Below are 24561 nucleotides of genomic sequence, written 5' to 3' on the forward strand. Positions count from 1 at the left end.
ACGTACGCTGCCGCGTTCGATCGCATAGGTCATGCCGTCCATGCGCGGGTCGAATGTTCATCGGATTTAAAATACGAAAAAATCGCTTGTTTATCTTCTCTTTATCTTCTTATTTTATCTTTTAAAATGAAATCAAGAAGAGCGATCGGCTCAAGTCGGTCCAAAAGGAGGAGTTAACATGCAAAAGGAAAATAGCGGGGATATGATCCGCATTCGGGTATTGCCGGAAGAAGCGACGGAGATTGCGGAATGGGCGGGGCTGATGCTGAGCGAATTGGTCGCAGATGAAGTGTCCGGGAACGGCGCTCCGGTTACGCTGAGGGACCCGGAACGGGCTGCGGAATTACTGGAGCTGTTGATGTTATGCGCAGAAGAAGGAGCAGATGCTTCGCTAGCCTTGGAGCCGGCCGTATCGGTTCTCGGAGCGATCCCGACGGAGACATTCGAAGCCGAGCCGACGAATCAGCATGCTTTTGCCGCTGCTCCTCCTTATGCAGACTGGCATCCGTATTACAGCAGCGGCGCGCCGAACTTCATGGACGAGGAAAAAGACGACTTGCCTGCTTATCGCACGGCTGAAGAACGCGACGAGGTGCTGATGGCTGTTCGTTTCGGAGCTTCCGCTTTAATCGATTTGGCGCGGAGTCACGGAGTGGATGTGCCTGCATCCAAGTCGTTGTTGAAATAAAAACAGGCTCTCTCCGCAAATGCGGGAACGAAGAGGCCTGCTTGTTTGTTGCCGATATGTATGCGTTTGACGGACGAACGTCCCTGAAGCCCGAGTTAGGCGATATGACGGTCGATCAGATCGTCGATCTTGTTGATTTTGACTTCGGTTTGACGAAGCGAGCGCAAGCCCAGAAGACCCATGATCAAGAACTGCGTCAAATTGATTACGGTGTTGAATAGCGTAGAAAGCCCTAGCGGCCAAGTACTGTACGAAGAACTAAGCGTGATCAACGAGCTGATTACCCCGGTAAGCAGCGGCGAGATCAGTCCCAACAAAGCGAAAACGATAGCGATGGCTGAAGCCTTGACGGCACTTCTTTTCAACCAAGCGTTATCTTCCTTAAGGAGTACGTAACCTGCGACAACGATCAAAGCCAGAAGGCTGACCATCCCCAAAAAATACATCCCCGCAGCCAGCAAACCTACCGAAATTCCTAATTTTGATTTTTCCATATGTATGTCATCCCCTCCGATGAAAATAGCACCTGACTCTAATGACCGCTCCCGAACGGACTTTAAGCTTGGTTGCTTGTATTCATTATAAGGTAAATTGGTTCTAAAGACTTTTATTTACCTGTTTTTACCTCAAAATGAATCGTATTGCCTGGTTTTTTATCGGAACAAAAATACCGCCTTCCGCATTCGTTGTGAATGTCGGAGGCGGTATGGGTTTGGATGTTACGCTGCACCGGCTTTGTTTTTGCCGTAGGTGCTGCCGATGACATCGCCGGTTTTGTTTTTGCGGCCCCAGACGTTGGCTCTGAGGTAAGGGATGACCCAACGGTCCAGACCGATCTTGCCGGCGTTGAGAGCCGCGACCACGATCAGGATTTCGGCGATAATCAGGTAAGGGTTCGTGCTAACCGTTCCCGAGAAGAGGAAGGCGAAATTCATGACCATGCCCATCAGAGCGGCGAAGGTAGTGAAGGTACCGAGGATCAGCCCCAGGCCGACGGCGAATTCGCCGATCGGAACCAGTACGTTGAACAGTCCGACGTTCGGGATGGCGAAGTGTTCGAGGAAGCTTGCCCACATCGGCTGCACCGCCGGGTGGTCGCCAGCTGCTTGAGCCAGCGCGCCGTTGAGGAAGCCCGAAGCGTCGAAGCCGCCGCCGGTCAACTTGCCCCATCCGCCTTCGATCCATTTAAGTCCGATAAAGATGCGAAGCGCGGTCAGTAACCACATTGCCACTTTGTTATTTCTCAGCCAGTTGTTCATTTTTGCCACTCTCCTAGAGTTTTATTTGGTCGCTTTTAGCAGCGGCTCTTTTGTTTTTGGTAAGTGATCTCTTCCATGGCTTTATCATAAATTAAATCTAAAATTTTAAATGTGATTTATATCACAAAGTATAGATTAAATTTAAAATAATTTTGTTTGGAGACAAAAAGGCCCTTTCCGTAAGGAAAGGGGTTAGGTTTTCGAGAAAGTTGCTTGTGCGCGGGGAAGCGAAAAGACTCCGAGAAAAATTGCCAGCATAGGCTTCCGAAGTGCATTTCTTCGAAATGCTTCAGGTCGCGTGTTGAAATCGGGAAAAAGGATTGAAGTTTTATTTGTATTTTCCCGATTTCAAAGGCGAACATTTCATTCCTACACTGAATTTTTCTCTCCGTCTTTTCGCTTCCAGGCACGGTGAACGTTCTCGGCACCTAACCTGTTTTCCATAAGGAAAAGGGCTTTTTGTTTTTCTTGTAGTAGGGAAGAGCTTCGGCTTACGCCTGATTGCGCAGGGAGCTGAGGATCATATCGATGAAGCGCTTCGAGATGCTCTGGCGAGGGGCATCGATGAAGGTCGTCGTAGGCGCTTGTTCATGAGTATGGAGAGGTTCGGATTCGGCGGAGGTGCTCGGGACGCCAGACTCCTGATTGATTCCGCGCGAGAGACTGAGCTTTTGCAGCAATCCCATCATGGCGGTGAAGACGAATTCTCCGGTTTCGTACAGGTGCAGATCCGTTCGCAGAGAACCGTCGCGGATACCGGCTTCAAGCGCGGCGTTCAGGAAGTGATGTTCTTTTTTGGATCGGATAAAAGTCTCGTATCGGTCCAGCAGCTTCTGCTCGGGCGGGTAAGCGTCGTAATGGAGGTCGAATAGCAGAATGAACTTCATCGAGGCTTTGTTTTCGGCTGCGTACACGCTCCAGGCTTCAAGCATTTGGCGTAGCCGCGAAGCGCCGTTTGCCTGTGGGTTGTCCATGGTCTGAACGAATTCGGACATATGTTCCAGTACGCGCATTTGAACGGCGAATACGAGATCTTCAATCGATTCGAAATGCTTATAGTACGTCACGCGGCTTACGCCTGCGCGTTCGCAGACGTCTTTGACCGATATGCCCGGAAAGCCGTGCTGCAAAAACAGCTCCCGTCCGGCGTCGATCAGATCTTCACGATTTTGGTGTTTGCGATGCTGGTGCCAAGTCTCGCTCATGGGCAATCTCCCGTTCTTGTGCCGACCGCATGCTGCGCCCCATCGTCAGGGCAAGCGCGGCCAGCAGAATAAAAGCTCCCAAAATATAAGGCAAATTCAGTTGGACGTCAAACAGCCATCCGGCGAACAACGGACCGATCATGCTGCCCAGGCTCATATAGGTGGTATTCAGTCCGGCCGCATAGCCTTGGCGGTCTCCGGCAGCATTGGCGATCAATGTACCTGTCGTCGGGCGCAGGAACGAATTGAACGCGAAGAATAATGCCGAGACGGCCAGCAGATAGATCAGGTTGAACTTGACGAGCATGAGCAGCAGGGCAATGGCGGTCATGACCAGCGAGATTCGGATCAGTTTCATTTCGCCGAAGCGACGGACCATGCGATCCAGCAGCCAGACCTGGCAGACGATCCCGATGACCGCTCCCAGCGTAATGACGACCGAGATGCTGCGGGCGTCGAAGCCGTACTTTTGCTCGACGAACAGCGCGTAAACCGTCTCATAGTTGACCAGTCCGAACGTCATGACCAGCACGAGCAGCAGATACCGGAAGTAAGGCGTGCGGAACGAGTCGGTCATTTGACGGATAAAAGGTTCGCGTTTGCGGCGCCCGGCTGCTTGTCGATGTTCCGGGGTCAGCGTCTCGCGCAGCAGCAGCGACAGCAACGTCGCCAACAGCCCGAGTCCGGCGGCGCAATAGTAAGGCATGCGGATGCCGAACTCGGCAATCAGCCCGCCCAGGCCGGGGCCGAGTACCATCCCGAGATTCATCGACGCGCCGAGATATCCCATGCCTTTGGCCCGGGTCTCGGTCGTGGTGCTGTCGGCAACGTATGCCATGACCGAAGGCACCATCAGGCCCAGCCCCATGCCTCCGATGAAGCGGGCGATATAAAGGAGGGTCAGCGTATGTCCGATGGCGAATAAATAATCCGAGATGACCGTCAGGAACAATCCGGCGATGATCAGCTTTTTCCGGCCGAAGCGATCCGATAATTGCCCGCCGATGGGCGAGAACAGAAATTGCGCAGCGCCGAAAGCCGCCACGAGATAACCGGCAGCCGTTCCGGCGGCGCCGAACTGCTTCAGGTAATCGGGCAGAATAGGGATAACCATCCCTTGCCCCAGCAGCGCGATGAACAAGTTGAGCATCAACACGAACATGGGAAGTCCGATTTTGTTTGACGGTTGAGGCGAAAGGGTGGAAGAAGACATGGGACAAGCTCCTTTTATATGGTTTACAGTGTGTAACTCTTATGAACTTGATTAGCATACTCCTTTTTACCGGAGAAGTAAATGTCATCAATTTCCCGATTTTTAGTGAAAAATATGACAAAAAGGGTAACAGGAAGTATACCTATTTACGGAGCAATCTCGATATAGTAGATGCATCACCCAGCTTTTTGAAAAAAAGAGACGCGGGAGGCTGCCAGGATGAACGAATTCAAAACACGGCTCCTTACTATTGAACAGAACCAGCGGAATTTGCTTCGCGAAACGCAGGAACTGCTCAAAGAGTACGAATCGAGCGATTTGATCCACGAGAACGAAAGGCTTCGCCGCGAAACCGAGGAAGACAGGCGCAAGCTGAACGAACTTCGGCAGGAATCCGCAAAGTTGAAAAAAGAAAACGCGGATCTGCGGGTATCGCTCAGCGAACAGATTTTGGATGAGAAGTTGAATATTTTGCGGTTGTCGAACCGCAAGCTGGAAACCTATTTTGCCGGAGAAGATTCTTTGCGCAAAAACCGTCTGCGGCAGTTCGAAGAAACGACGCGCGAGCGGATACATAAGATGATGCAGGCTTCGCGCAGGCTGACCGACGGCGAGCAGCAGGAGTTCCGCGCCAGATTGGACGATCTTTCCCTTCATTTGGAGCGCAGTCTGGAACACCAGCGAAGAATGCAGGAAGAAGCGAACCGGCGCACGTTGGGCCCGCTGAACGAAGAATACAACCGGATGACGGACGAAGGGGTCGACGAAGCGACGATTCAGCGCCGCATCCGTCAGAATCGACTCGAAATGAAGATCGGATTGAACTGGATCAACAAACTGGCGATTCTGCTGATTCTGATCGCGGTAGGATTGGCGTTCAGCTACGGGTACTCCAACTGGTTCAACGATTATGCGCGCGGCATCGCGTTCTTCGCGTTCGGTGCGCTGCTGCTCGGAGCCGGAGAATTCCTGTATCGGAAAAACCGCCGGACCTTCGCGCTCGGGCTGCTCGGGGGCGGGACGGCGGTACTGTACGGATCGATATTCTACAGTTATTTTTTACTCGGCATCATCGGGATGTTCGTGGCGTTGGGACTCTCCGTGCTGGTCACGCTAACCACTGTCCTTCTTGCCTTGCGCTATGATTCGAAAACGATCGGCGCGCTCGGACTGGTCGGCGGCTATCTGCCTCTGCTGTCCTACGGGTTGGCTGAAGGGCTGACAGGAACTGCCGCATACGCGGCGATGGTCTATCTGCTCCTGCTCAATCTGCTGCTGCTTCTGGTGTCGCTGCACAAACGCTGGACGGCGGTCGCTTATATCAGCTTTATTTTGAATACCCCTGCCATGCTGCTGCTCGTCTGGTTGGCAGACAGCCGTTGGATCGGCGCAGGCTACGCGTTCGTCACGTTCCTGATGTACCTCGGCTCGACGCTGGCCTATCCGCTGCGCTTCAAGCAAAAACTGGCGGAATGGGATGTCGTCTTGCTCGGCGTCAATACGTTCGTCGGCTGCGGCATCATGTATGCGCTGCTCGAATCGTCGGGCGCGATCGAGTTCCGGGGACTGCTCGCTTTGCTGTTCGGCCTGCTGTACGTGGGGCTCGGGCGGCTAGCGGAGAAGTTCGTGCCCGAGGAAAAGAATACCCGTCTGCTGTTCTACGTTACCGCACTGGTCTTTGCAATTCTGATCGTACCGTTCCAGCTTCAGTGGGAGTGGGCGGCGCTGGGCTGGTTGGCCGAAGCTCTGGTGCTCTGCATCTACGGAAGCCGCGCCGGTTCGAAAATGCTGGAAAGAGCCGGCTGGGCGGTCTTGCTGCTCTGCATGCTCGCCTTCGTGCTGGTTGATCTGCCGCAGCACGGCCTGAGCCTTCTGATGGCGGCAAGCGAGAATTCCGGCGTCTTCATGATCAAATACACGCTCATTACGTTGGGAACGCTCGGCCTGTCGTTGTTCTACGTCTGGGAATGGCGGAAGAACGGCAAAGCGGAAGGCGGTGCGTCTGCCGTATCCGACGGTCATGCGCCGCGCGGAAGCTATTCGTCCGAAGAACGCCATCTGCTCATGTTCATCCGGTATGCGGCGATTCTGAACACCTGGTTCTACGGGCTGTATGAAGCCTTTTACGTCTACGATCTACTGCGTTCGTCTTCGGACGCGCATTACTTATTCTATAAAGCGCTGCTGGCGGCAGGCGTCACGGCTCTGCTGTCGCTGGGCATCTCCCGTTTGCCGCTGATCCAGGATCGGATTACGAGAGTGTACGCGCAAATTCAGTACGGCGTAAGCTGCTTTATCGGGATTGCGCTCATGCTGACGGTTCCGGTGCTGCATCGAGATTGGAGCCTGAACGGAGCAGCCGACTATATCGCTTTGTTGGTGCTGTTGGCGGTGAACGTCCTGATTTTCTGGAGCGTCAGTCAACGCTTGCAGCATGCGGTGCGACGTTATCCCGAAAACGGAGAATGGTATCCGGTCGGGATCGCGGTCTATGGTCTGATCATGCTTAGCGCGTTGCTCGGCGTGCAGCTGCACGTGGAAAACGCGGGTATGGTCTACAGTCTGGCGTATCTGCTCGTGGCGCTGGCGTGTATCGTCTACGGGTTCCGCCGTCGCTATGTGTACATCCGGCGCATGGGCCTTGCGCTCACCCTGCTGTGTACGGCCAAGCTGCTGGTCTTCGACCTCGGGCTTAACAGTACGGGCAGCCGCATCATCGCGTTTTTCGCTGCCGGATTTATCTTGCTGGGCATCTCGTATATGTACCAGCGCGTATCGAACCGTCTGGAAGAGGAGGCGGCAGGGAAGGAGAATGAAGATGCGGAAGCGGAGAATTAATCGAAGCCGGGGCGGGCCGGGAAAAGTCGGGAGCCTGCGTATGAAAAAAGGACTGGCTGCCGCAAGCGCGATGCTTGTCCTGCTGGCGACGCTTGCGCTGCCGGGAACGCCTGACTTCGGAGGAACGGCTTCTGCGGCGAATGCGGATACAAGCAGCGTAAAAGCTGCGACCGCGATAGCATCGACCATGCAGGCCAGACCCGCCGAAAACAACGCGGAAGCGTCGGACAGCTGGGCATTCGCCAAAGAAATTCAAGTCGCGCAAGGCGCGCAATATCAGGCGCTGTTCTTGGACCCTGACATTTACGGAAGGGCTGAAGAGAATTTAGGCGATGTGCGTATCGTCAATGCGTCGGGGCAATTCATGCCTTACTATACGGATTCCGGCGAGGAAGGCGAGCGTGGATTGGATCGCGAATACCCGCTGGAGCTGATCGATCGCGCAGACGGGAAAAAAGAAATCCGGTTTGACTTTCGCGTCGTTCAGGCAGCGGAGAACGAAGACGTTCGCGGCAGTCGGTTAACGTTCTCGCTGCCGCAGGCTTCGTTTCTCAAAAAAGTCAGCTTGGACGGCAGCTACGACGGACAACGTTGGGAAGCCGTGACCACGGGCGAGCTGTATTCGACGGGCGAAGGCGCGTTCCGCAATGTCATTGAATTGAACGAGCCGGCCAAATACGGGTATTATCGGGTGAAGGTGCCGAACGGACCGGAGCCGTTCGATCTGGAAGGCATGGCGCTGATCGACGTGGGAACCGCCGTGAGCGGGGAAGACTTCCGTCGGACGAAGGAGATTCCTTTCAATGTGGAGTCCTCGTCGGGCATGTCGGAAGTCGTGATGTACAACGCGGACAAGCTCCGGATCGATCGGATCAAGCTGAACGCCGCCGCTTCGGACGGTTCCAGCGGATTCAGCCGCGCATTCTACGTGAACCGGGAAAAAGGAACCGGAGCCAACACCCGGATTTTATCGCCCGGCCGACTCAATCGGCTTGAGCTTGCAGGATCGACGGTCGACGATACGGAAATACGGTTGGCCGATCCGATCCGCAACGAAAAGCCGATGGTCGTGATCAACAACGGCGAAAATCCGCCGTTGGACATCGCTTCGATCGAGATCGGATACCGGGTCGACCGATTGGTATTCGAAGATACGGGAACAGGTCCTTACCGTCTGGTTTATGGCGCGGAAAGACAAGAGACGCCCCAATACGACATCTCGGCTTTCCGCACACAGATCGAACAATCCGGCCCGGGCGAAGCGACGCTCGGCAAGGAAAACGCGTCGCAGTTCGTGCCGCCTGCCGCAGAGGAAGCTTCGGGAGCCTATGATGGCGAAGGTCCTCAAATCGGCGCGAGCGCCTCGCTTCAGATCACGTTCAACTTGATCCTGGTTGCGGTAGCGTTGGTGTTGATCGTGTTTTTGGGAAGGAAGTTGAAGAAGAAGTGAAGTTTTTTTCGGAAGAGGATTACCGTAAGACGCAAATCAGCGGCATGTTGGCATTCCCGCTGAGCCGCGAAGGTTGGGACGAATATTTGGAATTTATGCGCGGGATCGAGGTCGACTACGAAGAGCAGGCCAAAGCAAGTCTTGAACGCAACCGAGAGAGCCTGCTGGCCTTGCTGCCTTCAAGCCTGCATCCTTATATTCACAATGGAACGATCAACCGCCCGTATACGCCGCCGGATTTGGCACAGCTGATTGCGGACTGGAATCAAGAGCTGCTGGATCGCAATCGTGAACAGGGGCGGAAGTGGAGAGAAGCTTACGAGTCGATCAAAGACCGGCTTCCGTCCGGCGCCGTCGAACTGAGCATCGAGGCGGAGGATTTGAGATTGGAAAGCGTTTGAGTTTGCGGAAAATTAGATAGCGCCCGGAAGAAGAGATTTGGCCTTTGCGGGCCGAATCTCTTTTTATATGCCCAAGTGGTTGCAGAACTAAGAATCGGGATGAAGGATGAAGCGTAAGGTCAAACTGCGGTAAGATAGATGCAAAGATACGGAGGAGGAGAAAAAGATGACCGATCAAACCCAAAATACCCTGGAATCATCGAAAGAAGCAATCAAAACCCAACTGCTGAACGCCTACAAATTTCGCCATGCGGTAAAAGATTTCGATCCGGAACGTAAAGTGACGAAGGGGGACTTCGACTTTATTCTGGAAGCGGGCCGTCTGTCGCCAAGCTCGTACGGCTTCGAGCCGTGGAAATTCGTCGTCGTGCAAAGTCCTGAGCTGCGTGACAAGATTGCCGTACATGCAGGCGGCGCGCGCCGCCAATTGGCATCCGCCAGTCACGCGATTCTCGTTTTGGCGCGGCTTCCGCACGAAATGGTCGCGGACTCCGAATACATCTCGCATATGCTCAGCGACGTGCAGCGTCTGCCGGAAGAAATCGCGAAGATGAAGCGAAGCACGTATGACTCGTTTCTGCGTACTGGCTTCGCGCTGCAAGACAACGAACGCGCGATGTTCGAATGGGCTTGCCGCCAGACGTATCTGGCGCTCGGCAATATGATGACGGCTGCGGCGATGCTCCAGATCGATTCTTGTCCGATGGAAGGCTTCGTGAAGCATGAAGTGGAGCGCGTATTGGCCGAGGAGGGCCTGATGGACGACAGCCGCTTCGGCCTGGCTTGCATGGCGGCCTTCGGCTACCGGGCAGGCGATTCGCCGACGCCGAAAACCAGACAGCGGACGGATGAAGTGGTGGAGTGGCGATAATTCGTCAGACGCTAACGGAACGCGATGATGCTCAGAGCTATACGTTCCGTTAGCGGTTCGGTTCAAGTCTATTGAAAGGCTTCGCTTACAACAGTAGAGATAAGGGAGGAGGCCGATAGCGGCATCCTCCCTTATTTTTGCACGATTCGATACAGCTTCGATTACGTGATTCCGCCGGCTTCGCGACGGGCGAAGCTACAACAATCCCTCGATCGTGCCGTCCGTCTCCAACCGCATCCGCGAAGCCGCCGGAACCTTCGGGAGGCCCGGCATGGTCATCGCATTGCCTGTCTCGACGACCACGAAGCCGGCGCCGGCGGATAGCGATACGCGCGACACGCTGACGGTAAAGCCTTCCGGCGCGCCGAGCAGAGACGCCCGGTCGGAGAACGAATACGGCGTTTTCGCCATGCACACGGGCAGTTCGCCAAAGCCGCGCCGTTCAAAATCAGCCAACGCTTTCGAAGCGGCCGGCGCGTAAGAGACGTCGCTTCCGCCGTACAGCCGGGTCACGATCGTTTTGATTTTGTCTTTGAGACTCAGCGAAGCTTCGTACAACGGCGCATACCGCGAAGGCTTCTCCTCTAGGATCCGCATCAGGCTGCGGGCAAGCGCCGCGCCGCCCGCAGCGCCTTCGGCCCAAACGTCGGACAGCTCGGCCGCGACGCCGAGTTCGCGGCAGGCGTCGAAAATCAAGCGCAGCTCGCTCTCGTGATCGGCGGCAAAATGGTTGACCGCGACCAGCACCGGCACGCCGAAAGCTTGAAGATTGCGCAGATGCCGCTTCAGGTTGTCCATGCCTGCCGCCAAAGCCCGCGTATTTTCTTCGCCAAGCTCCTTCGCCGGCACGCCGCCGTTATATTTGAGCGCCTTCGCGGTCACGACCAATACGGCGGCATCCGGTCGAAGACTGGCCTGGCGGCATTTAATATCGAAAAATTTCTCTGCGCCCAGTTCGGCCCCGAAGCCCGCTTCCGTCACGACCACATCGCCCAGTTTGAGCGCCGTCTTCGTTCCGATCACGCTGCTGCATCCGTGCGCGATATTGGCGAACGGCCCGCCGTGCACGATCACCGGCGTTCCGTCCAGCGTCTGGACAAGGTTCGGCTTAATTGCGTCTTTGAGCAGGATCGCCATGCCTTCCGCCGCGTCCAGCATAGCCGCCGTAACCGCTTCGCCTTCGAACGTATAGCCGACGACCATCCGCTCCAACCGCTTTTTGAGGTCCGCGGCGTTCTCGCTCAGGCAGAGAACGGCCATGACCTCCGAAGCGGACGTGATCAGGAACCCGCTCTCCTGCGGCAGTCCGTTACCCGCCCCCAAGCCCGTCACGATGCTGCGCAGCCCGCGGTCGTTCATGTCGACGGCGCGTTTCCAGACGACCTTTTTCGGATCGAGGCGCAGCGCGTTGCCTTGGTAGATATGATTGTCGATCAGGGCCGACAACAGATTATGCGCGGACGAAATGGCATGCAGATCGCCCGTGAAATGCAGATTGATGTCTTCGGCGGGCACGATCTGCGCTTTGCCGCCGCCTGTCGCGCCGCCTTTCATGCCGAAGCACGGTCCGAGCGACGGCTCGCGCAGCGCGGCGACCGCGTTCACGTCCAGCGCCTGAAGCGCCTGCGTCAGCCCGATGGTGGTCAGCGTCTTGCCTTCGCCGGCCGGCGTCGGGTTGACCGCGGTGACCAGCACCAGCTTGCCGTTCGGACGGTGCTTCCGTTCCTCCGTCAGCGAAGGATTCAGCTTCGCCTTGTACTTGCCGTAGAGCTCCAAATGCTCTTCGTCGATGCCGGCTCTTGCGGCCACTTCAATAATCGGTTTCATGCCGTAAACGTACCCCCTGCTTTGCAATAATGCGAACAGGGGTATTATCGTCGATCGCCGCCGGGGATGCAACGGCGTACGTCACGCCTACGCAAGCCGCCGCTCGAAGGCGAATGCTCGATTTGACCTGCGGCGCGCTTGCGAAAAGACGCCCTCACCTGTTTGCGCATCAAAAAAACGGATCCCGGAATGACTTCCGGGATCCGCCTATCATTCGTTTGCGCTGTAACTGCAAGAGCTCCGTGCTTGAGCCGGAGATTGTTTTTCAACCTGCCGCCGCGCCGTCTTACTTCCCGATCCGGAACAAATCGAACCCGTCGATCTCCGCGTAGCCGTCCCCTTTGGAAAACCGGATCGTGTGCTTGCCTTTGGTCAGGCTCATTTTTTGCGTGGAAGTTCCCCAGTTGTCCCAGCCCTGGTTGGTCACGTAGAAGTCGCTCGGGGTCCCGCCGTCCACGGACAGCTTCAAGGTCGACCAGTTTCCGCCCGCCGTGCCGTTGCCCGTGCGCGCATACAGGACGTACGTCCCGTTTTTAGGCACGTCCACGTCGATCTCCACATAGCTGTCCGGCGTGTCGATATAGCCGACCTTCGCGCCGCCCGAGCTGTCCGGATGCTGCGAGACTTTCGCGGTTCCGGCCAGCCGTCCGTTTTCCGCTTCGTACCGGTCGCGCTCCGGCTCGCCGCTCGGCAGTTCGATCGGCGCGTTCGGATTCACCGGTTCGCCGAAGTTCGGCGTTTTATCCGCGTTCCACGTGAAGCGCTGCGCCCGGACTTCTCGATCCCAGCCGGAGCCCTGACGTTTGGCCGCATGGTACACGATCCAATCTTCGCGTCCGTCCGGCGATTCGGTGAAGCTGGCGTGGCCCGGTCCGTAAACGCCGTTGCCGCTTTTGAATACCTGGTCCGGCCGCTTGGTCCACGAAGCCGGATCCAGCAGGTCGGCGCTTTTTTTAGACGTCAGCAGGCCGAGCGAATAATCGTCGGTCCAGCTGCCGCTTGCGGAGTAGACGACGCTGATGTCGTTGCCTTTGGTGAGGATCTGCGGTCCTTCGTTGACGAACGGCGTATGGTTGGTTTCCCAATTATGTTCCGGACGCGCGATCTCGACTCTCGGCGAATCGATCGTCCACGGGTTGCTCATATGCGCGATGTACAGGATTTGCTGCACGTTTTCCGTGCCTTCCCAACCCGACCAGATGAAATACAGCTCGCCGCGGGCTTTCAGCACGGTGCCGTCGATCGCCCAGCGGTTGGTGGAATCGGCGATCGGCCCTTTGTCCGTCCACGTGCCTTTCGTCGGGTCGAGCGAACGGTTCTCCATCACGTACATGCGATGGTTGGCGTTGTCGCCGTCGTCTTTCGCGTAATAGATGTACCAGGCTCCGTCGATATGATGCAGCTCGGGCGCCCATACGTTGTGCCCGCCCGTTTCGATCACCGTCGTCTCGCCCGCGTCGATGCCGGTCATCGTTTTCGATTTCCACAGCGTGACGTTGTTTCCGGTCGTTTTGGTGTAATAGTAATAGCCGTCGGCGTGCCGGTACATGAACGGGTCCGCGCCGTCCTGCATGATGACGTTGTAGAAGTCGGTTTTCGTCGTCGAAGCGGCTTTTGCCGTATCGAAAGTGCCGCCGCTGAGCGTCGTGCCGAGCAGCATGAGCGCAAGCCCTCCCTTGATCCACGTTTTGCTCTTCATTTCTCCGTCTCCCCTCGAGTAGTCTTCCATAGTATCTTATCAACGCTAAAAGTAAGGTTATGCCCGCCTGAAACCCACCTAAAGCGTGTGGGTTTCAGGCGAACATCATCCTCTGATTAAGAGTTGATAAGCTACTAGATAAGCGCTTACAAAAACCTCTTCGTGCATGGTGCGGAAAAGTACGTCTTCACCGTAACGCAGCCGCAAAGCCTTGAACAGGACGGATCTTTGGAGCGACCCGTCTTATTTTTTGAAAAAAGCTTTCTTTTACGGGGGAATGGACATATTTTTAGGTGTAGACGGTATTTTGGGGAAAAGTCGAAAAGCGTCGCTTGCGCGGCATTTGGATTTACAATGGAGAAAAAGCGGGAACGGATCGGATAACGGAGAGGAGACACGCGATGCGCCGTTCGGATTTTTGGTATGGGAAAAGGACGCCGCTGTGGCTGGTGCCCGTGCTGATCGTCGGGGTGCTGCTGCTCGGGCTGTGGCTGACGGGCGAAAATGAAAGCGGATACGAAAGACCGGCCGCCGCGGAAGAAAAGGTGTCGATCGAGTTCTGGACGCCGTTCAGCGGAGGAGACAGCTCGTTCATGAACGCGCTCGTGGCGAAGTACAACGAAGAGAATCAAGACGGGGTAGCGGTGCGCATGAACAACAACAAGCTGGACGACTACTACGCGAAGCTGTCCACGGCCATCGTGACGGGCGAAGCGCCGGATATCGCGATCGTGCACGTGTCGAAGTATGCGCAGTACGTGCCCGCGGAATTCGTGTCGGTCGTCGGGGAAAAGGAAGCGGAGGAAGCGGGCGTGGACTGGGACGGCTACAATCCGAACATCCTGCGCAAAACGGTCGTGGACGGCAAACATTACGGCGTGCCGCTGGATGCCCATTTCGGCGTGCTCTACTACAACAAAAAATGGCTGGAGCAGGCGGGGTTATACGAGGACGGCATCGTCAAGATGGGACCGGGCGAAGAAGGCTTTACCGATTTTTTGAAAAAGCTTCGCGACGAAGTGCCCGAGGACGTGGCCCCGCTCGCCGTGCCGAACATCCGCATCGACTCGCTGTGGCTCTGGTGGTCGCTGTACAGCCAGATCGACGGAGGCGGCAAGCTGTATGACGAAACGGGCACGCGTGCGCAGCTGAACGAACAAGCGGCGAAGCGTTCGCTCGATTACGTCGACTCCTTGTATCGCCAAGGCTTGATTCCGCCGGACATCAACGACGCGACCAGCCAGTTCGCCCGGGGACGCGCGGCCACGCTGTTTCTCGGCGTATGGTCGATCGGCTTGTTCGAGCAGGCCGACGATCTGGACTTCGGCGTGATGCCGCTGCCGCAAATTTACGACCATCCCGCTTCGTGGGGCGACGCGCATACGCTTGCGCTGCCGGCCCGGGCGGACGCCGATCCGGCAAAAAGGCAGGCCGCGCTCAAGTTCGCGGACTGGCTGACGCAGCACGGCGACGTTTGGGCGCAAGCGGGGCATATTCCGGCGTACGAAGCGGCCGCGAATTCGCCGGAATTCCTGGCGCTGCCCCGCCGCGAAGATTACGTGAACGCGGCCGACGACGTCGCCTATTTCCCTGACCATCCCAAGCAGGGGAGGATCAACGACGAATTGGTCGCCGAGCTGGAGCGGCTGTGGTCGGGCAGTCTGACGGTCGACGGCCTGCTGAAGCGGATCGGGCCGAAAATCGACCGGATTTTGGAGGAATAGCCTATGCGGAAGATCGCGGCTTATTGGAGAGACCGATACTGGAAAGACCGGGGCCTCGCGTTCAAGCTGATCTGGATCAATCTGGTGCTCATTGCCGTGCCGCTGCTGCTGTCCTCGCTGCTGAGCGGGATCGGGTACTCCAAGTCCACGCAGCGCAACGTAGGCACGTACCAAGCGGATGCCGTGCGGGAATTCAGCGCCAATCTGGACATCTATATGAACGAGCTGGCGCTGCTCACGACGCTGCCTTACCAGACGCCGGATCTGCTCGATTACCTGGAACGCCGGGACGCGGACCAGTCGACGCTGTACGAGGAACGGAAGCTGTTGGAAGATTTCATGCGGCGCATCCGCGTGAACGGCCGGGTAGACACGATCGGGATCACGCTTCAGGCGGAAAAGGTGCGTTCCTACGTGGAGCCGCCGGACAGCCCGGGGCGTTTCACCGAAGGATACGATCCCGATCTGAGCGCCTTTTTGTCGCAGGCTTCGTCCGGCCTTGCCGTGTTCGTCAGGCCGCACGCCGTGCTGTCGGACAACGGCTCGACATACGAGGTATTCTCCGCGGTGCGCGTGATTCGCAGCCTGGAAAGCGGCGAACCGCTCGCCATTTTGAAAATCGACGTGCCGGCGAACGACCTGAACGAACGGATCGCCAATCTGTCGGGCAGCGGGGAACGCTCGGTCGCGGTGCTCGACGGCAAAGGCACTCCGATCTACGAAAACGGAAACTTTCCCGACTCTACCGGCAATCTGGGCGCGTATCGGGGCGAAGGCACGGTCACGCTGGGCAGCGGCCGCTCCGCCGTGCTGATGACCTACGTAACGTCGCCGGTGACGGGCTGGACGGTGCTTCAGGCGGTGCCGCTTAGCGTGCTGCTCAAAGACGCCGAGACGGTCAACCGGCAGATGCTGCTGGTCGGGCTGGTCTGCCTGGCCGCTTCGATCTTCGTATCCGTGCTCTATTCGCTGCGCATCACGCGGCCGCTGAGCGTGCTGCGGCGTTCGATGAAAAGGGTGGAAAAAGGCGAGTTCGGACTGTCGATCCCGGTCGAAAGCGAAGACGAGATCGGCCACCTCAGCCGCACCTTCAACCTGATGGTTTCCCGGCTCGGCAGCTTGACGTACCGGCTGTACGAGACGGAGATTCGCGAGAAAAACGCGGAGATCGCGTCGCTGCAAAGCCAGATCAATCCCCACTTTTTGTACAACACGCTGGGTTCGATCAGCATGTACGCGGAGCTTGAAGGCAACCGGGAAGTCGTCAGCATGACCAACCATCTGAGCGCCCTGCTGCGCTACAGCATGGGCGGAGGACGTTCGGAGGTGACGATCCGCGAAGAAATCGAGCATATTCGCGGCTATCTGGCGATCCAGAGCATCCGTTACGAGGAACGGCTGCGCTACAAGATCGAAGCCCGGCCGGGGCTGCTGGAGCAGCCGATCATCCGGCTGACGCTTCAGCCCGTGGTGGAAAACGCGATCGTGCACGGGCTGGAGCGCGGAAGCGGCGAAGTGGAGATCGGGATCGCGATATCGGCGGAGAACGGACAGGTGTCGATCGCGGTCGAAGATAACGGTCCGGGCATGGACGACGAGGCGCTGCGGCGTCAGAACGCCAAGATGGAGGAGGGGCTGCTGCCGGACGGCCCCGGCGGTCACGGGCTGGTCAACGTGCACCGCAGGCTGGCGCTCAAGTACGGCCGGGGGTTCGGCGTTCGGTTGGAGCGTTCGGCAAGCGGCGGCATCCGCGCGAACATCATGCTGCCGCGCGCAGCGGAAGAAGAATCGGAAGAAGGGAGAGAGGGCCTTGGATAAACGAACGGTATTGGTCGTCGACGACGAAGCGATCTTTCGCAGAGGACTGCGCCATCTGATCGGCACGTCGGGCAAAGATTGGGAAGTGGTCGGGGAAGCGAAAGACGGCCTCGAAGCGTTGGAGGAGATCGAGCGCCTGAAGCCGGAGCTGGTCATCACGGATATCCGCATGCCGCGCCTCGACGGCATCGGATTGCAAGAACAGATTCGCGAGCGTCACCCGAATATTCGCTGCTTCGTGCTGAGCGGGTACAACGATTTTCGTTACGCGCAAAGCTCGCTGCGTTACGGCGCCCGGGATTACCTGCTTAAGCCGGTAGACAAAGAAGAGCTGTACCGGGTGCTGGATCAGGTGGAGCGCGAACTGCTGCAAAAAGAAATGCAGCAGGAAAAACGCCTGCCCGCGCAAAGCGCCGCCGCTTCTTCCGAAGAACGCGAACGGCTGCTGGACGGGCTGGTGCGCGGCGAACTGCCGCACGCGCGTCCGGGCGAACTGCGCAGAGCGGGCATCGAGTTCGAGCGCGGCATCTACTGCCTCGTCGTCGAGCTGGACAAAGACTCGGTCGAGCGGACCCGTTACGAACGGCAGGAAGCGGAGCTGTTCTCGCTGTATATCCGCCAATTCGTCGAGGAAGCGCTGACCGGCGTCCGGGCGGGCTTCGTGTTCCGCCGCGGCGAAAGCGTCGTGGCGCTGCTCGACGCCGAAGTCTCGGCGGAATCCCGCGAAGAGATCGCGGGGCTGTCCCGGCATATCGCGGCGAAGATCAGACGCGAAGGCAACTTGACGATCACCATCGGGATCGGGGGAGGCGTGCACGGCATCGAAGAAGCGTCGAAGTCGTACGGCGAAGCGAAGATCGCATTGCTGTACCGGCTGACGTCCGGCGGCAACCGGGTGCTGCTGTATGAAGACCCGCCGCGCCAGGAAGCGTCGTCGGCCAAAACGCCGCTGACCCACCGCGGCTATCTGGAGCAGGCGCTGCTCGAAGGCGGCGACGACGATCTCGGCGAACGGGTCCGCGAAGGCATCGAGCAGCTGTGCGGTTCCGCCGCTAGTCCCGGCGTCATTCACGAGCAGGTCTGCCGGATGCTGCTCGAAGCGTACGGCTTGGCCGTGGACCGCGGATTGCAAAGCGATTGGCCGGAAGGCCGCGATATCGGCGGAGCGCTGCAAGGCGCGCTCGCGATCAGCTCGCGAACGGAGCTGGCCGCCTACTGCGCCGGGATGCTCCGTTCGCTGCAAGCGCTGATCCGCCGCAGCGACGAAGGCGGCGGCATGCACGCCGTGGACAAGGTCGTCCGGCATATCGAGGAGCATTACGCGGAGCCGATCACGCTCGGCAGCATGGCGGAACTGGTGTATCTCAACGCTTCGTACTTGAGCAGTCTGTTCAAAACCCGCCTCGGCCGCTCGTTCGTCGAGATCCTGACCGCCGTTCGGGTGCGAGAAGCATCGAAGCGCCTGCTGCACACCGACGACAAGATCGCTTCGATCGCCTACGAGACCGGGTTCTCCAATATCCGGCATTTCAACCGCGTGTTCAAAACGGAAACCGGACGCACGCCGAAAGAATTCCGTGAGACGCTGCGCCCCGACCGGGCGAAGGCGTGATCGGAATTCGATCGGAGGAAAGAGGCGAGCAGGACGGAAGCTATCGGTCAGGCGGCAAAGCGGGTAATCGCGTGCAGCGGGACTCGTACCTTGTCGACGCTAAAAGTAAGGTTACGCCTGTCTGAGATTTCGTACCTACAGCGTGCACGAAGCCTCTAACGGATCGCATGTCCTTTAAACGCATCAATCCAGCCTGTTTTGGATTTTAACGGATCGCATGTCCGTTAAAATGCCGAAACAGGCTTTTTTGCGCTCTAAAAGCACCTTCATTCGCTTTAAGCGTCACCTGAATCCGTTAGCCGTCTCGCGCCCTCGAAAAAGGCTTCTAAGCGTCGCCTGAATCCGTTAAATGTTCGCGCAAGCCCGGGAACGGCAGCGTTACCCTATAGCGGCACGGCTTGTCGGAACGAAACCCAAACATATGTCCACTTCCCCTAAAGAAGCGTCATTCAGTCCCGCGGCGTTCAGCCTTATGATTGATTTGTAAGCGCAATCAATAAATGTCGCGGGGTTAATGGGCACTCGAATTATCGGGCACTCGGAGAAGTTCGACAAAGATTCCAAAGCATATTCATAAGGGAGGCTCAACCATGAGAAAAAGACATCTGTTCCAAACTGCCGTACTGTCGTTGGCGCTCATGCTGCTGCTCAGCGCCTGCGCGGCGGGAGACGCCGGCACGAGTTCGGGAACGACCGGAACGACCGACGCCGGAGGCGAGGGCGGCGAAGCGCCGGCCGGCAAAACGACCATCTCGTACTGGACGCCGTTCAGCGGCGGAGACGGCGAGTTCATGACCCAGATGATCGAGAAGTTCAACGCGGAGAACCAAGAGATTCACGTGGAACAACTCGCGAATCCGGCAGCGGATTATTACACCAAGCTGCAAACGGCGATCGCGTCGGATCAGGCGCCGGATCTTATGGTGCTGCACTCCTCGCGCATGCCGCAGTTCGTCCCGTCCGGCTTCGTGACGCCGCTCGACGACCTGGCCGCCGAAGCCCAGCTCGATTGGGGCGAGTTCAACCCGACGATCCTGGAATCGACCGTGTACGACGAGAAGCATTATTCCGTTCCGCTCGATACCCACGCGATCGTCATGTATTACAACAAAGAACACCTGGAGAAAGCGGGCGTGCTCGGCGAAGACGGCAAGCCGGTCTACGACCAATCGCCGGAAGGCTTCACCGAATTCCTGACCAAGATCAAAGACGCGGTTCCCGCCGACGTTGCGCCGCTGGCGCAGCCGGACGTGCGGATCGACTCTTACTGGATGTTCTGGGCCTTCTATAACCAATTGGCCGAAGGCGGCACGTTCTACGACGACGGCGGCAAAGCCGCGCTGAACAATCCGCAGGCGCTGCAAGCGCTGGAATACGTCGACAGCCTCTATACGTCGGGACTGATCCCGCCGAAAATCAACGATGCCGTCAAGCTGTTCCAAGACAAACGCGCGGCGGTGCTGATCACCGGCGTATGGAGCACGGGCGCTTTCGAAAGCGTCGAAGGATTAGACTTCGGCGTCGTGCCGATGCCGCAGATTTACGACCAACCGGCGACTTGGGGCGATTCGCATACGCTGGCGCTGCCGAAGCACGGCACGGAAGATCCGGCCAAGCAAAAAGCCGCGCTGATCTTCGCCAAGTGGCTGGCCGACAACGGCGAGCTGTGGGCGAAAGCCGGCCATATCCCGAGCGTGACCAACGTGCTGGAATCCCAAGCCTTCAAAGACATGCCGTACCGCAGCGATTACGCGGCTTCGGCGGACTTCGTCAAATACTGGCCGCGCAACGAAAAGCAGGGCCAGGTCAACGACAACGTGGTCAAAGAATTCGAGAAAATGATGGCCGGCAAGCAGGACGCGAAAACGACGCTCGAAAAAGCGAACGCGGCGATCGATAAAACGACGGGCCAATAAACCGCGGATCACGACGACAAGCAAGCGAAAAGGCGGTCCCGCCGCGGACCGCCTTCCTTGTTTCGAAGAACGGTCCCGCGGTGCGGCAGCCGAAGCTTCCGTTCGCGATCCGTCGTGCCGATGCCGCATCATCTTCGCTTTTCCCGTTACCGGGTTTTCCGTTCTTATCTTCCTTATCCGAAAGGAGCGACGATCATGGCTACCCAAACATTGGCGGACGGCAAAAAAACCGGAGCTCCCGCCCGCGCGCCGCGAAGCTCGCTGCGTCGACAGGGCTGGGTCACCGGCGTCCTGATGGTGCTGCCGTACACGATCTTTTTCTTGCTGTTCTCGATGATTCCGATCCTGTACGGCTTCGGCGTCAGCTTCTACGATTGGTCGCTGCTCGGCGACAAAACGTTTATCGGCTTGCAAAACTACGTCAACCTGATGCAGGACGAAGAGTTCCGCGCCAATCTGCTGAACACGGTGCTGTTCACCGTCGTCAGCGTGCCGCTGATCACCGGGGTAGGCCTTTTGCTGGCGGTGATGGTGAACGGCATCCGCAAAGGGCAGGCGTTCCTGCGCATTTCGTTCTTCATGCCCTACGTGCTGTCGGTATCCGTCATCTCCAGCATCTGGGTTATCTTTCTTCAGCCGTACACGGGCCTGCTGAACCGGGTTCTGCGCGGCATCGGATTGATCAACAGCGAAATCTTCTGGCTGTCCGATTCGACGCTGGCCTGGGCTTCGATCATCATGGCGACGCTGTGGTGGACGATCGGCTTCGTGTTCGTGCTGTTCCTCGCCGGTCTTCAGGACATTCCGGAGTCGTATTACGAAGCGGCCGGGCTGGAAGGCGCCAACCGCTGGCAGACGTTCCGCTATATCACGTTCCCGTCGCTCTCGCGGGTAACCGTGCTGGTCGTCGTGCTCCAGACCATCGCTTCGTTCAAAATCTTCGGCCAATCCAAGCTGATCACGGGGGGAGGACCGGCGGGCGCGACCAAAACGGTCGTGTTCTCGATCTACGAGAACGGCTTTCAGACCTTCCAGATGGGCTACGCTTCGGCGATCGCGTTCGTGCTGATGCTGGTCATTCTGGTCATCTCGCTGCTGCAAACGCTGCTGCTGCGCAGATTCGGCGAATAATCGGAAAAGAAAAAGGAGGGAGTTCCCATGCTTGATCGCATTTATCCGTATGTCGTCCGCATCGCGGCCGTGTTGTTCGCGCTCATGTTCCTGACGCCGATCTTCTGGATGCTGTCGCTCTCGCTGACGCCCGAAGGCGGCAGCCTGTTCGCCGGCGGGTTCAACGTCTCGCTCGACAACTACAAGACCGTGCTGAGCCGCGCCCCGATCTTCGGTTGGATGGGCAACAGCCTGGTCGTGTCGGTCGTCACGACGGCGTTGGTGCTGCTGCTCGCGTCGATGGCGGCGTATTCCTTTTCCCGTATCCGGTTTCCCGGCAGCAAGGTGCTGTTCATCCTGTTCCTGTCGGCGATGATGATTCCCGGCGAAGCAACGCTGATCCCGCTGTACCTGCTGATGCGCGACGTCGACCTGCTCGGCACGAGAGTCTCGCTGATCCTGCCCGCGATCGCGGGTCCGATGGGCATCTTCATCCTCAAGCAATTTTTCGACGGGCTGCCCAAAGACCTGGAAGAAGCGGCGCGGATCGACGGAGCGGGCTTTTTCAAAATCTGGTACCGCATCTTCCTGCCGCTGTCGCGCCCGGCGCTGGCCGCGCTCGGCATCTTCACCTTCATCGGCTCGTGGAACGACTACGTCTGGCCGCTGATCTCCATCTCGGACAAAGCGTATATGACGATCACGCTCGGCCTGCCGATGTTCCAAAGTTCGTACAATCAGGAATACGCCCTGCCGATGACCGCCAACGCGCTCGCCGCCATTCCGGTGCTGATCGTGTTCCTCATTTTCCAAAAGCAGATCATCAAAGGCATCGCGTTCACGGGCGGCAAAGAAATGTAGCAAGTTTCCGTCATGTTGGCGGTTCGAGGTCATCATGCACGGAAATCTTAGGGTAATCATGTAAAAAAAGACGATGCGGCGGGCGCTCTCGTACGAGCAATAATCGAGGTATGGAAGCGCCCCCCGCCGATCGCATCCCAAGGAGGATTTATGACGACTTCAAACGAAAACCATCTGCCCCGCCCCGAGTATCCGCGTCCGCAATTTCAGCGTGCCGAATGGTTGAACCTGAACGGCGAATGGGATTTCGCGTTCGACGACGCGCGCCGCGGCGACCGCGAGCGTTGGTTCGAAGGCGGCGGGGAAGCCTTCGATCGGCGCATCCATGTTCCGTTCGCTTTTCAAAGCAAACTCAGCGGCATCGGCGATCCGGGCTTCCATGATGTGGTCTGGTACCGCCGCGGCTTCGACGTGCCCGAAGAGTGGAAAGGCCGCCGCGTCGTGTTACATATCGGCGCGTGCGATTATGCGTCCACTGTTTGGATCAACGGCCGCTGGGCGGCGTCGCACGAAGGCGGACATACCCCTTTTCACGCCGATATTACCGATCTGTTGAATACGGAAGGCGGGAACACGCTAACCGTGCGCGCCGAGGATTTCAGCCGCGACGTGACGCTGCCCCGCGGCAAACAGTTTTGGAAAGAAGGTTCGGAGAGCATCTTTTACACGCGAACGACCGGGATTTGGCAGACCGTATGGCTGGAGCCGGTAGAAGACGCGCATGCGGAAAAGGTGAAATTCACGCCCGATATCGACCGGAACGAAGTGCGCGTGCGGGCGTTCTTCTCGCGCGGCGCGTACGAAGCGGATGCGGGACAGGAGCCTGTCACGGCCGTGCTGCGGATTTCTTTTGACGGAAAAACGATCGCGGAAGACCGGTTCCCCGTGCTGCATGCCGAAGAAGCGCGCGCGATCGGGCTGAACGATTTCAACGATCACGGGCTGGGCCGCTGGTGGACGCCGGAGAAGCCGAATCTGTACGACGTCGAGCTGGAACTGATCCGAGGCGGTCAGACGGTGGATGCCGTGAGCAGCTACTTCGGCATGCGCAAGGTTTCGATCGAAAACGGCCGGCTGAGCTTGAACAACCGTCCGTATTATATGCGTCTGGTGCTGGATCAGGGCTATTTCCCGGAAGGCATCCTGACCGCCCCGTCGGACGAAGATTTCGTGCGCGATATCCGGCTGACCAAAGAAATGGGCTTCGACGGCGTGCGCAAGCATCAGAAGATGGAAGACCCGCGTTTCCTGCATTGGTGCGACCGCATGGGACTGCTCGTCTGGGGGGAGGCGGCGAACGCTTACGCGTATTCCGAAGAGTACGTCCGCAAGTTCACCCATGAATGGCAGGAAGCGGTGGACCGCGATTACAACCATCCGTGCATCGCGGCCTGGGTGCCGATGAACGAAAGCTGGGGCATCCCGAACGTGCAGATCGACCGCCGCCAGCAGGAGCACGGCTTGACGCTGTATCATCTGACGCGTTCGCTCGACGAGACCCGCCCGGTCATCTACAACGACGGTTGGGAGATGGTGAAGACCGACATCGTCGCGATCCATGATTACGAGTGGCGGGAAGAGGTGCTGACCGAGCGCTATTCGTCCGCGGAAAAAGCGACGAACGCCATGCCGGCCAACCGGCGCATTTTCGTCGGGGACGGCGCCTACGAAGGCCAGCCGATTCTCGTAACCGAATTCGGCGGCATCGCCTACCGGAAAAGCGAGCAGGAAGGTTGGGGTTACTCCGGCGCGGACAACGACGAAGACTTCCTGGAACGTCTCGGCGCCGTGATCCGTCCGCTGACCGTTTCCGGCGTCGTGCAGGGCTTCTGCTACACCCAGCTGACCGACGTGGAGCAGGAAATTAACGGACTGGTAACCTACGATCGGGTGCCGAAAGTGCCGTTGGAGGACATTCGGAAGGTAGTACGGGGCGAGAACCGGTAAATCCTGCGTATCAAGAAGAAATTTTCTGCATCGAAAAAAAACCGCTTGAATCTGTATGCTTCGGCCGATCGGCTGAAACGAACAGGTTTGGCGGTTTTTTGCGCGACGCATCGGGTCTTGAC

18 protein-coding genes are annotated in these 24561 nt (G+C 57.8%); 12 read left to right on the forward strand and 6 right to left on the reverse strand.

The window, feature by feature from the left end; all coding sequences use genetic code 11:
* Window positions 1–178: 178 nt before the first annotated feature.
* Window positions 179–688, forward strand: a complete 510-nt coding sequence (locus SACSAC_RS12135; protein ID WP_037286684.1) for a hypothetical protein — start codon at window positions 179–181, stop codon at window positions 686–688.
* Window positions 689–783: 95 nt separating this feature from the next.
* On the opposite strand, the gene SACSAC_RS12140 is transcribed toward SACSAC_RS12135, so the two are convergent.
* From SACSAC_RS12140 to SACSAC_RS12160, 4 genes are all read right to left on the reverse strand, one after another.
* On the reverse strand, window positions 784–1182 hold the full coding sequence (locus SACSAC_RS12140; protein ID WP_037286687.1) for a hypothetical protein: 399 nt from the start codon (window positions 1180–1182) through the stop codon (window positions 784–786).
* A gap of 225 nt (window positions 1183–1407) precedes the next feature.
* Window positions 1408–1947, reverse strand: coding sequence for a DoxX family protein (locus SACSAC_RS12145; RefSeq protein ID WP_037286690.1), 540 nt, complete (start codon window positions 1945–1947; stop codon window positions 1408–1410).
* Window positions 1948–2438: 491 nt separating this feature from the next.
* Window positions 2439–3152: a TetR/AcrR family transcriptional regulator gene (locus tag SACSAC_RS12155; RefSeq protein ID WP_051507068.1), complete on the reverse strand. Its 714-nt coding sequence runs from the start codon at window positions 3150–3152 to the stop codon at window positions 2439–2441.
* Window positions 3109–4365 (reverse strand): MFS transporter, encoded by a 1257-nt coding sequence (locus tag SACSAC_RS12160; protein WP_051507069.1) that lies wholly within the window; start codon window positions 4363–4365, stop codon window positions 3109–3111. Before SACSAC_RS12160 ends, SACSAC_RS12155 begins: the two co-directional genes overlap by 44 nt.
* Window positions 4366–4584: 219 nt before the next feature.
* On the opposite strand from SACSAC_RS12160, the gene SACSAC_RS12165 reads away from it, so the two are divergent.
* From SACSAC_RS12165 to SACSAC_RS12180, 4 genes are all read left to right on the forward strand, one after another.
* The gene (locus SACSAC_RS12165) at window positions 4585–7203 is read left to right on the forward strand and encodes a DUF2339 domain-containing protein (RefSeq protein ID WP_037286696.1); all 2619 of its coding nucleotides are present in this window, start codon (window positions 4585–4587) and stop codon (window positions 7201–7203) included.
* Window positions 7204–7243: 40 nt separating this feature from the next.
* Window positions 7244–8653 carry a DUF3999 family protein gene (locus tag SACSAC_RS12170; protein WP_169833770.1) on the forward strand — a complete coding sequence of 470 codons (1410 nt, stop codon included), beginning with the start codon at window positions 7244–7246 and terminating at the stop codon, window positions 8651–8653.
* Window positions 8650–9054, forward strand: a complete 405-nt coding sequence (locus SACSAC_RS12175) for a DUF4085 family protein (protein WP_051507070.1) — start codon at window positions 8650–8652, stop codon at window positions 9052–9054. Before SACSAC_RS12170 ends, SACSAC_RS12175 begins: the two co-directional genes overlap by 4 nt.
* A 166-nt stretch (window positions 9055–9220) precedes the next feature.
* Window positions 9221–9925 (forward strand): NAD(P)H-dependent oxidoreductase, encoded by a 705-nt coding sequence (locus SACSAC_RS12180; protein ID WP_051507071.1) that lies wholly within the window; start codon window positions 9221–9223, stop codon window positions 9923–9925.
* Between the two features lie 195 nt (window positions 9926–10120).
* On the opposite strand, the gene SACSAC_RS12185 is transcribed toward SACSAC_RS12180, so the two are convergent.
* On the reverse strand, window positions 10121–11752 hold the full coding sequence (locus SACSAC_RS12185) for a formate--tetrahydrofolate ligase (protein ID WP_037286700.1): 1632 nt from the start codon (window positions 11750–11752) through the stop codon (window positions 10121–10123).
* Window positions 11753–12038: 286 nt separating this feature from the next.
* On the reverse strand, window positions 12039–13451 hold the full coding sequence (locus tag SACSAC_RS12190) for a family 43 glycosylhydrolase (RefSeq protein ID WP_037286703.1): 1413 nt from the start codon (window positions 13449–13451) through the stop codon (window positions 12039–12041).
* 401 nt (window positions 13452–13852) lie between these two features.
* Here SACSAC_RS12190 and SACSAC_RS12195 point away from each other — a divergent pair, with 401 nt between their 5' ends.
* The 7 genes from SACSAC_RS12195 to SACSAC_RS12225 all read left to right on the forward strand — a co-directional run bounded on the left by SACSAC_RS12195 (window position 13853) and on the right by SACSAC_RS12225 (window position 24439).
* On the forward strand, window positions 13853–15175 hold the full coding sequence (locus SACSAC_RS12195) for an extracellular solute-binding protein (RefSeq protein WP_037286706.1): 1323 nt from the start codon (window positions 13853–13855) through the stop codon (window positions 15173–15175).
* 3 nt (window positions 15176–15178) lie between these two features.
* Window positions 15179–16993 carry a cache domain-containing sensor histidine kinase gene (locus SACSAC_RS12200; protein WP_037286709.1) on the forward strand — a complete coding sequence of 605 codons (1815 nt, stop codon included), beginning with the start codon at window positions 15179–15181 and terminating at the stop codon, window positions 16991–16993.
* Complete coding sequence (locus SACSAC_RS12205; protein ID WP_037286712.1) at window positions 16986–18605, forward strand: response regulator; 1620 nt, start codon at window positions 16986–16988, stop codon at window positions 18603–18605. The genes SACSAC_RS12200 and SACSAC_RS12205 overlap by 8 nt, the downstream gene beginning before the upstream one ends.
* A 590-nt stretch (window positions 18606–19195) precedes the next feature.
* Window positions 19196–20521 (forward strand): ABC transporter substrate-binding protein, encoded by a 1326-nt coding sequence (locus tag SACSAC_RS12210; RefSeq protein ID WP_037286714.1) that lies wholly within the window; start codon window positions 19196–19198, stop codon window positions 20519–20521.
* A gap of 195 nt (window positions 20522–20716) precedes the next feature.
* Window positions 20717–21652 (forward strand): carbohydrate ABC transporter permease, encoded by a 936-nt coding sequence (locus SACSAC_RS12215; protein ID WP_211251338.1) that lies wholly within the window; start codon window positions 20717–20719, stop codon window positions 21650–21652.
* A gap of 27 nt (window positions 21653–21679) precedes the next feature.
* Window positions 21680–22492, forward strand: coding sequence for a carbohydrate ABC transporter permease (locus SACSAC_RS12220; RefSeq protein ID WP_037286717.1), 813 nt, complete (start codon window positions 21680–21682; stop codon window positions 22490–22492).
* A 150-nt stretch (window positions 22493–22642) separates the two neighbouring features.
* Window positions 22643–24439, forward strand: a complete 1797-nt coding sequence (locus tag SACSAC_RS12225; RefSeq protein ID WP_037286720.1) for a glycoside hydrolase family 2 protein — start codon at window positions 22643–22645, stop codon at window positions 24437–24439.
* Window positions 24440–24561 lie beyond the last annotated feature (122 nt).

It is taken from the genome of Saccharibacillus sacchari DSM 19268 (assembly GCF_000585395.1).
Classification (GTDB): domain Bacteria; phylum Bacillota; class Bacilli; order Paenibacillales; family Paenibacillaceae; genus Saccharibacillus; species Saccharibacillus sacchari.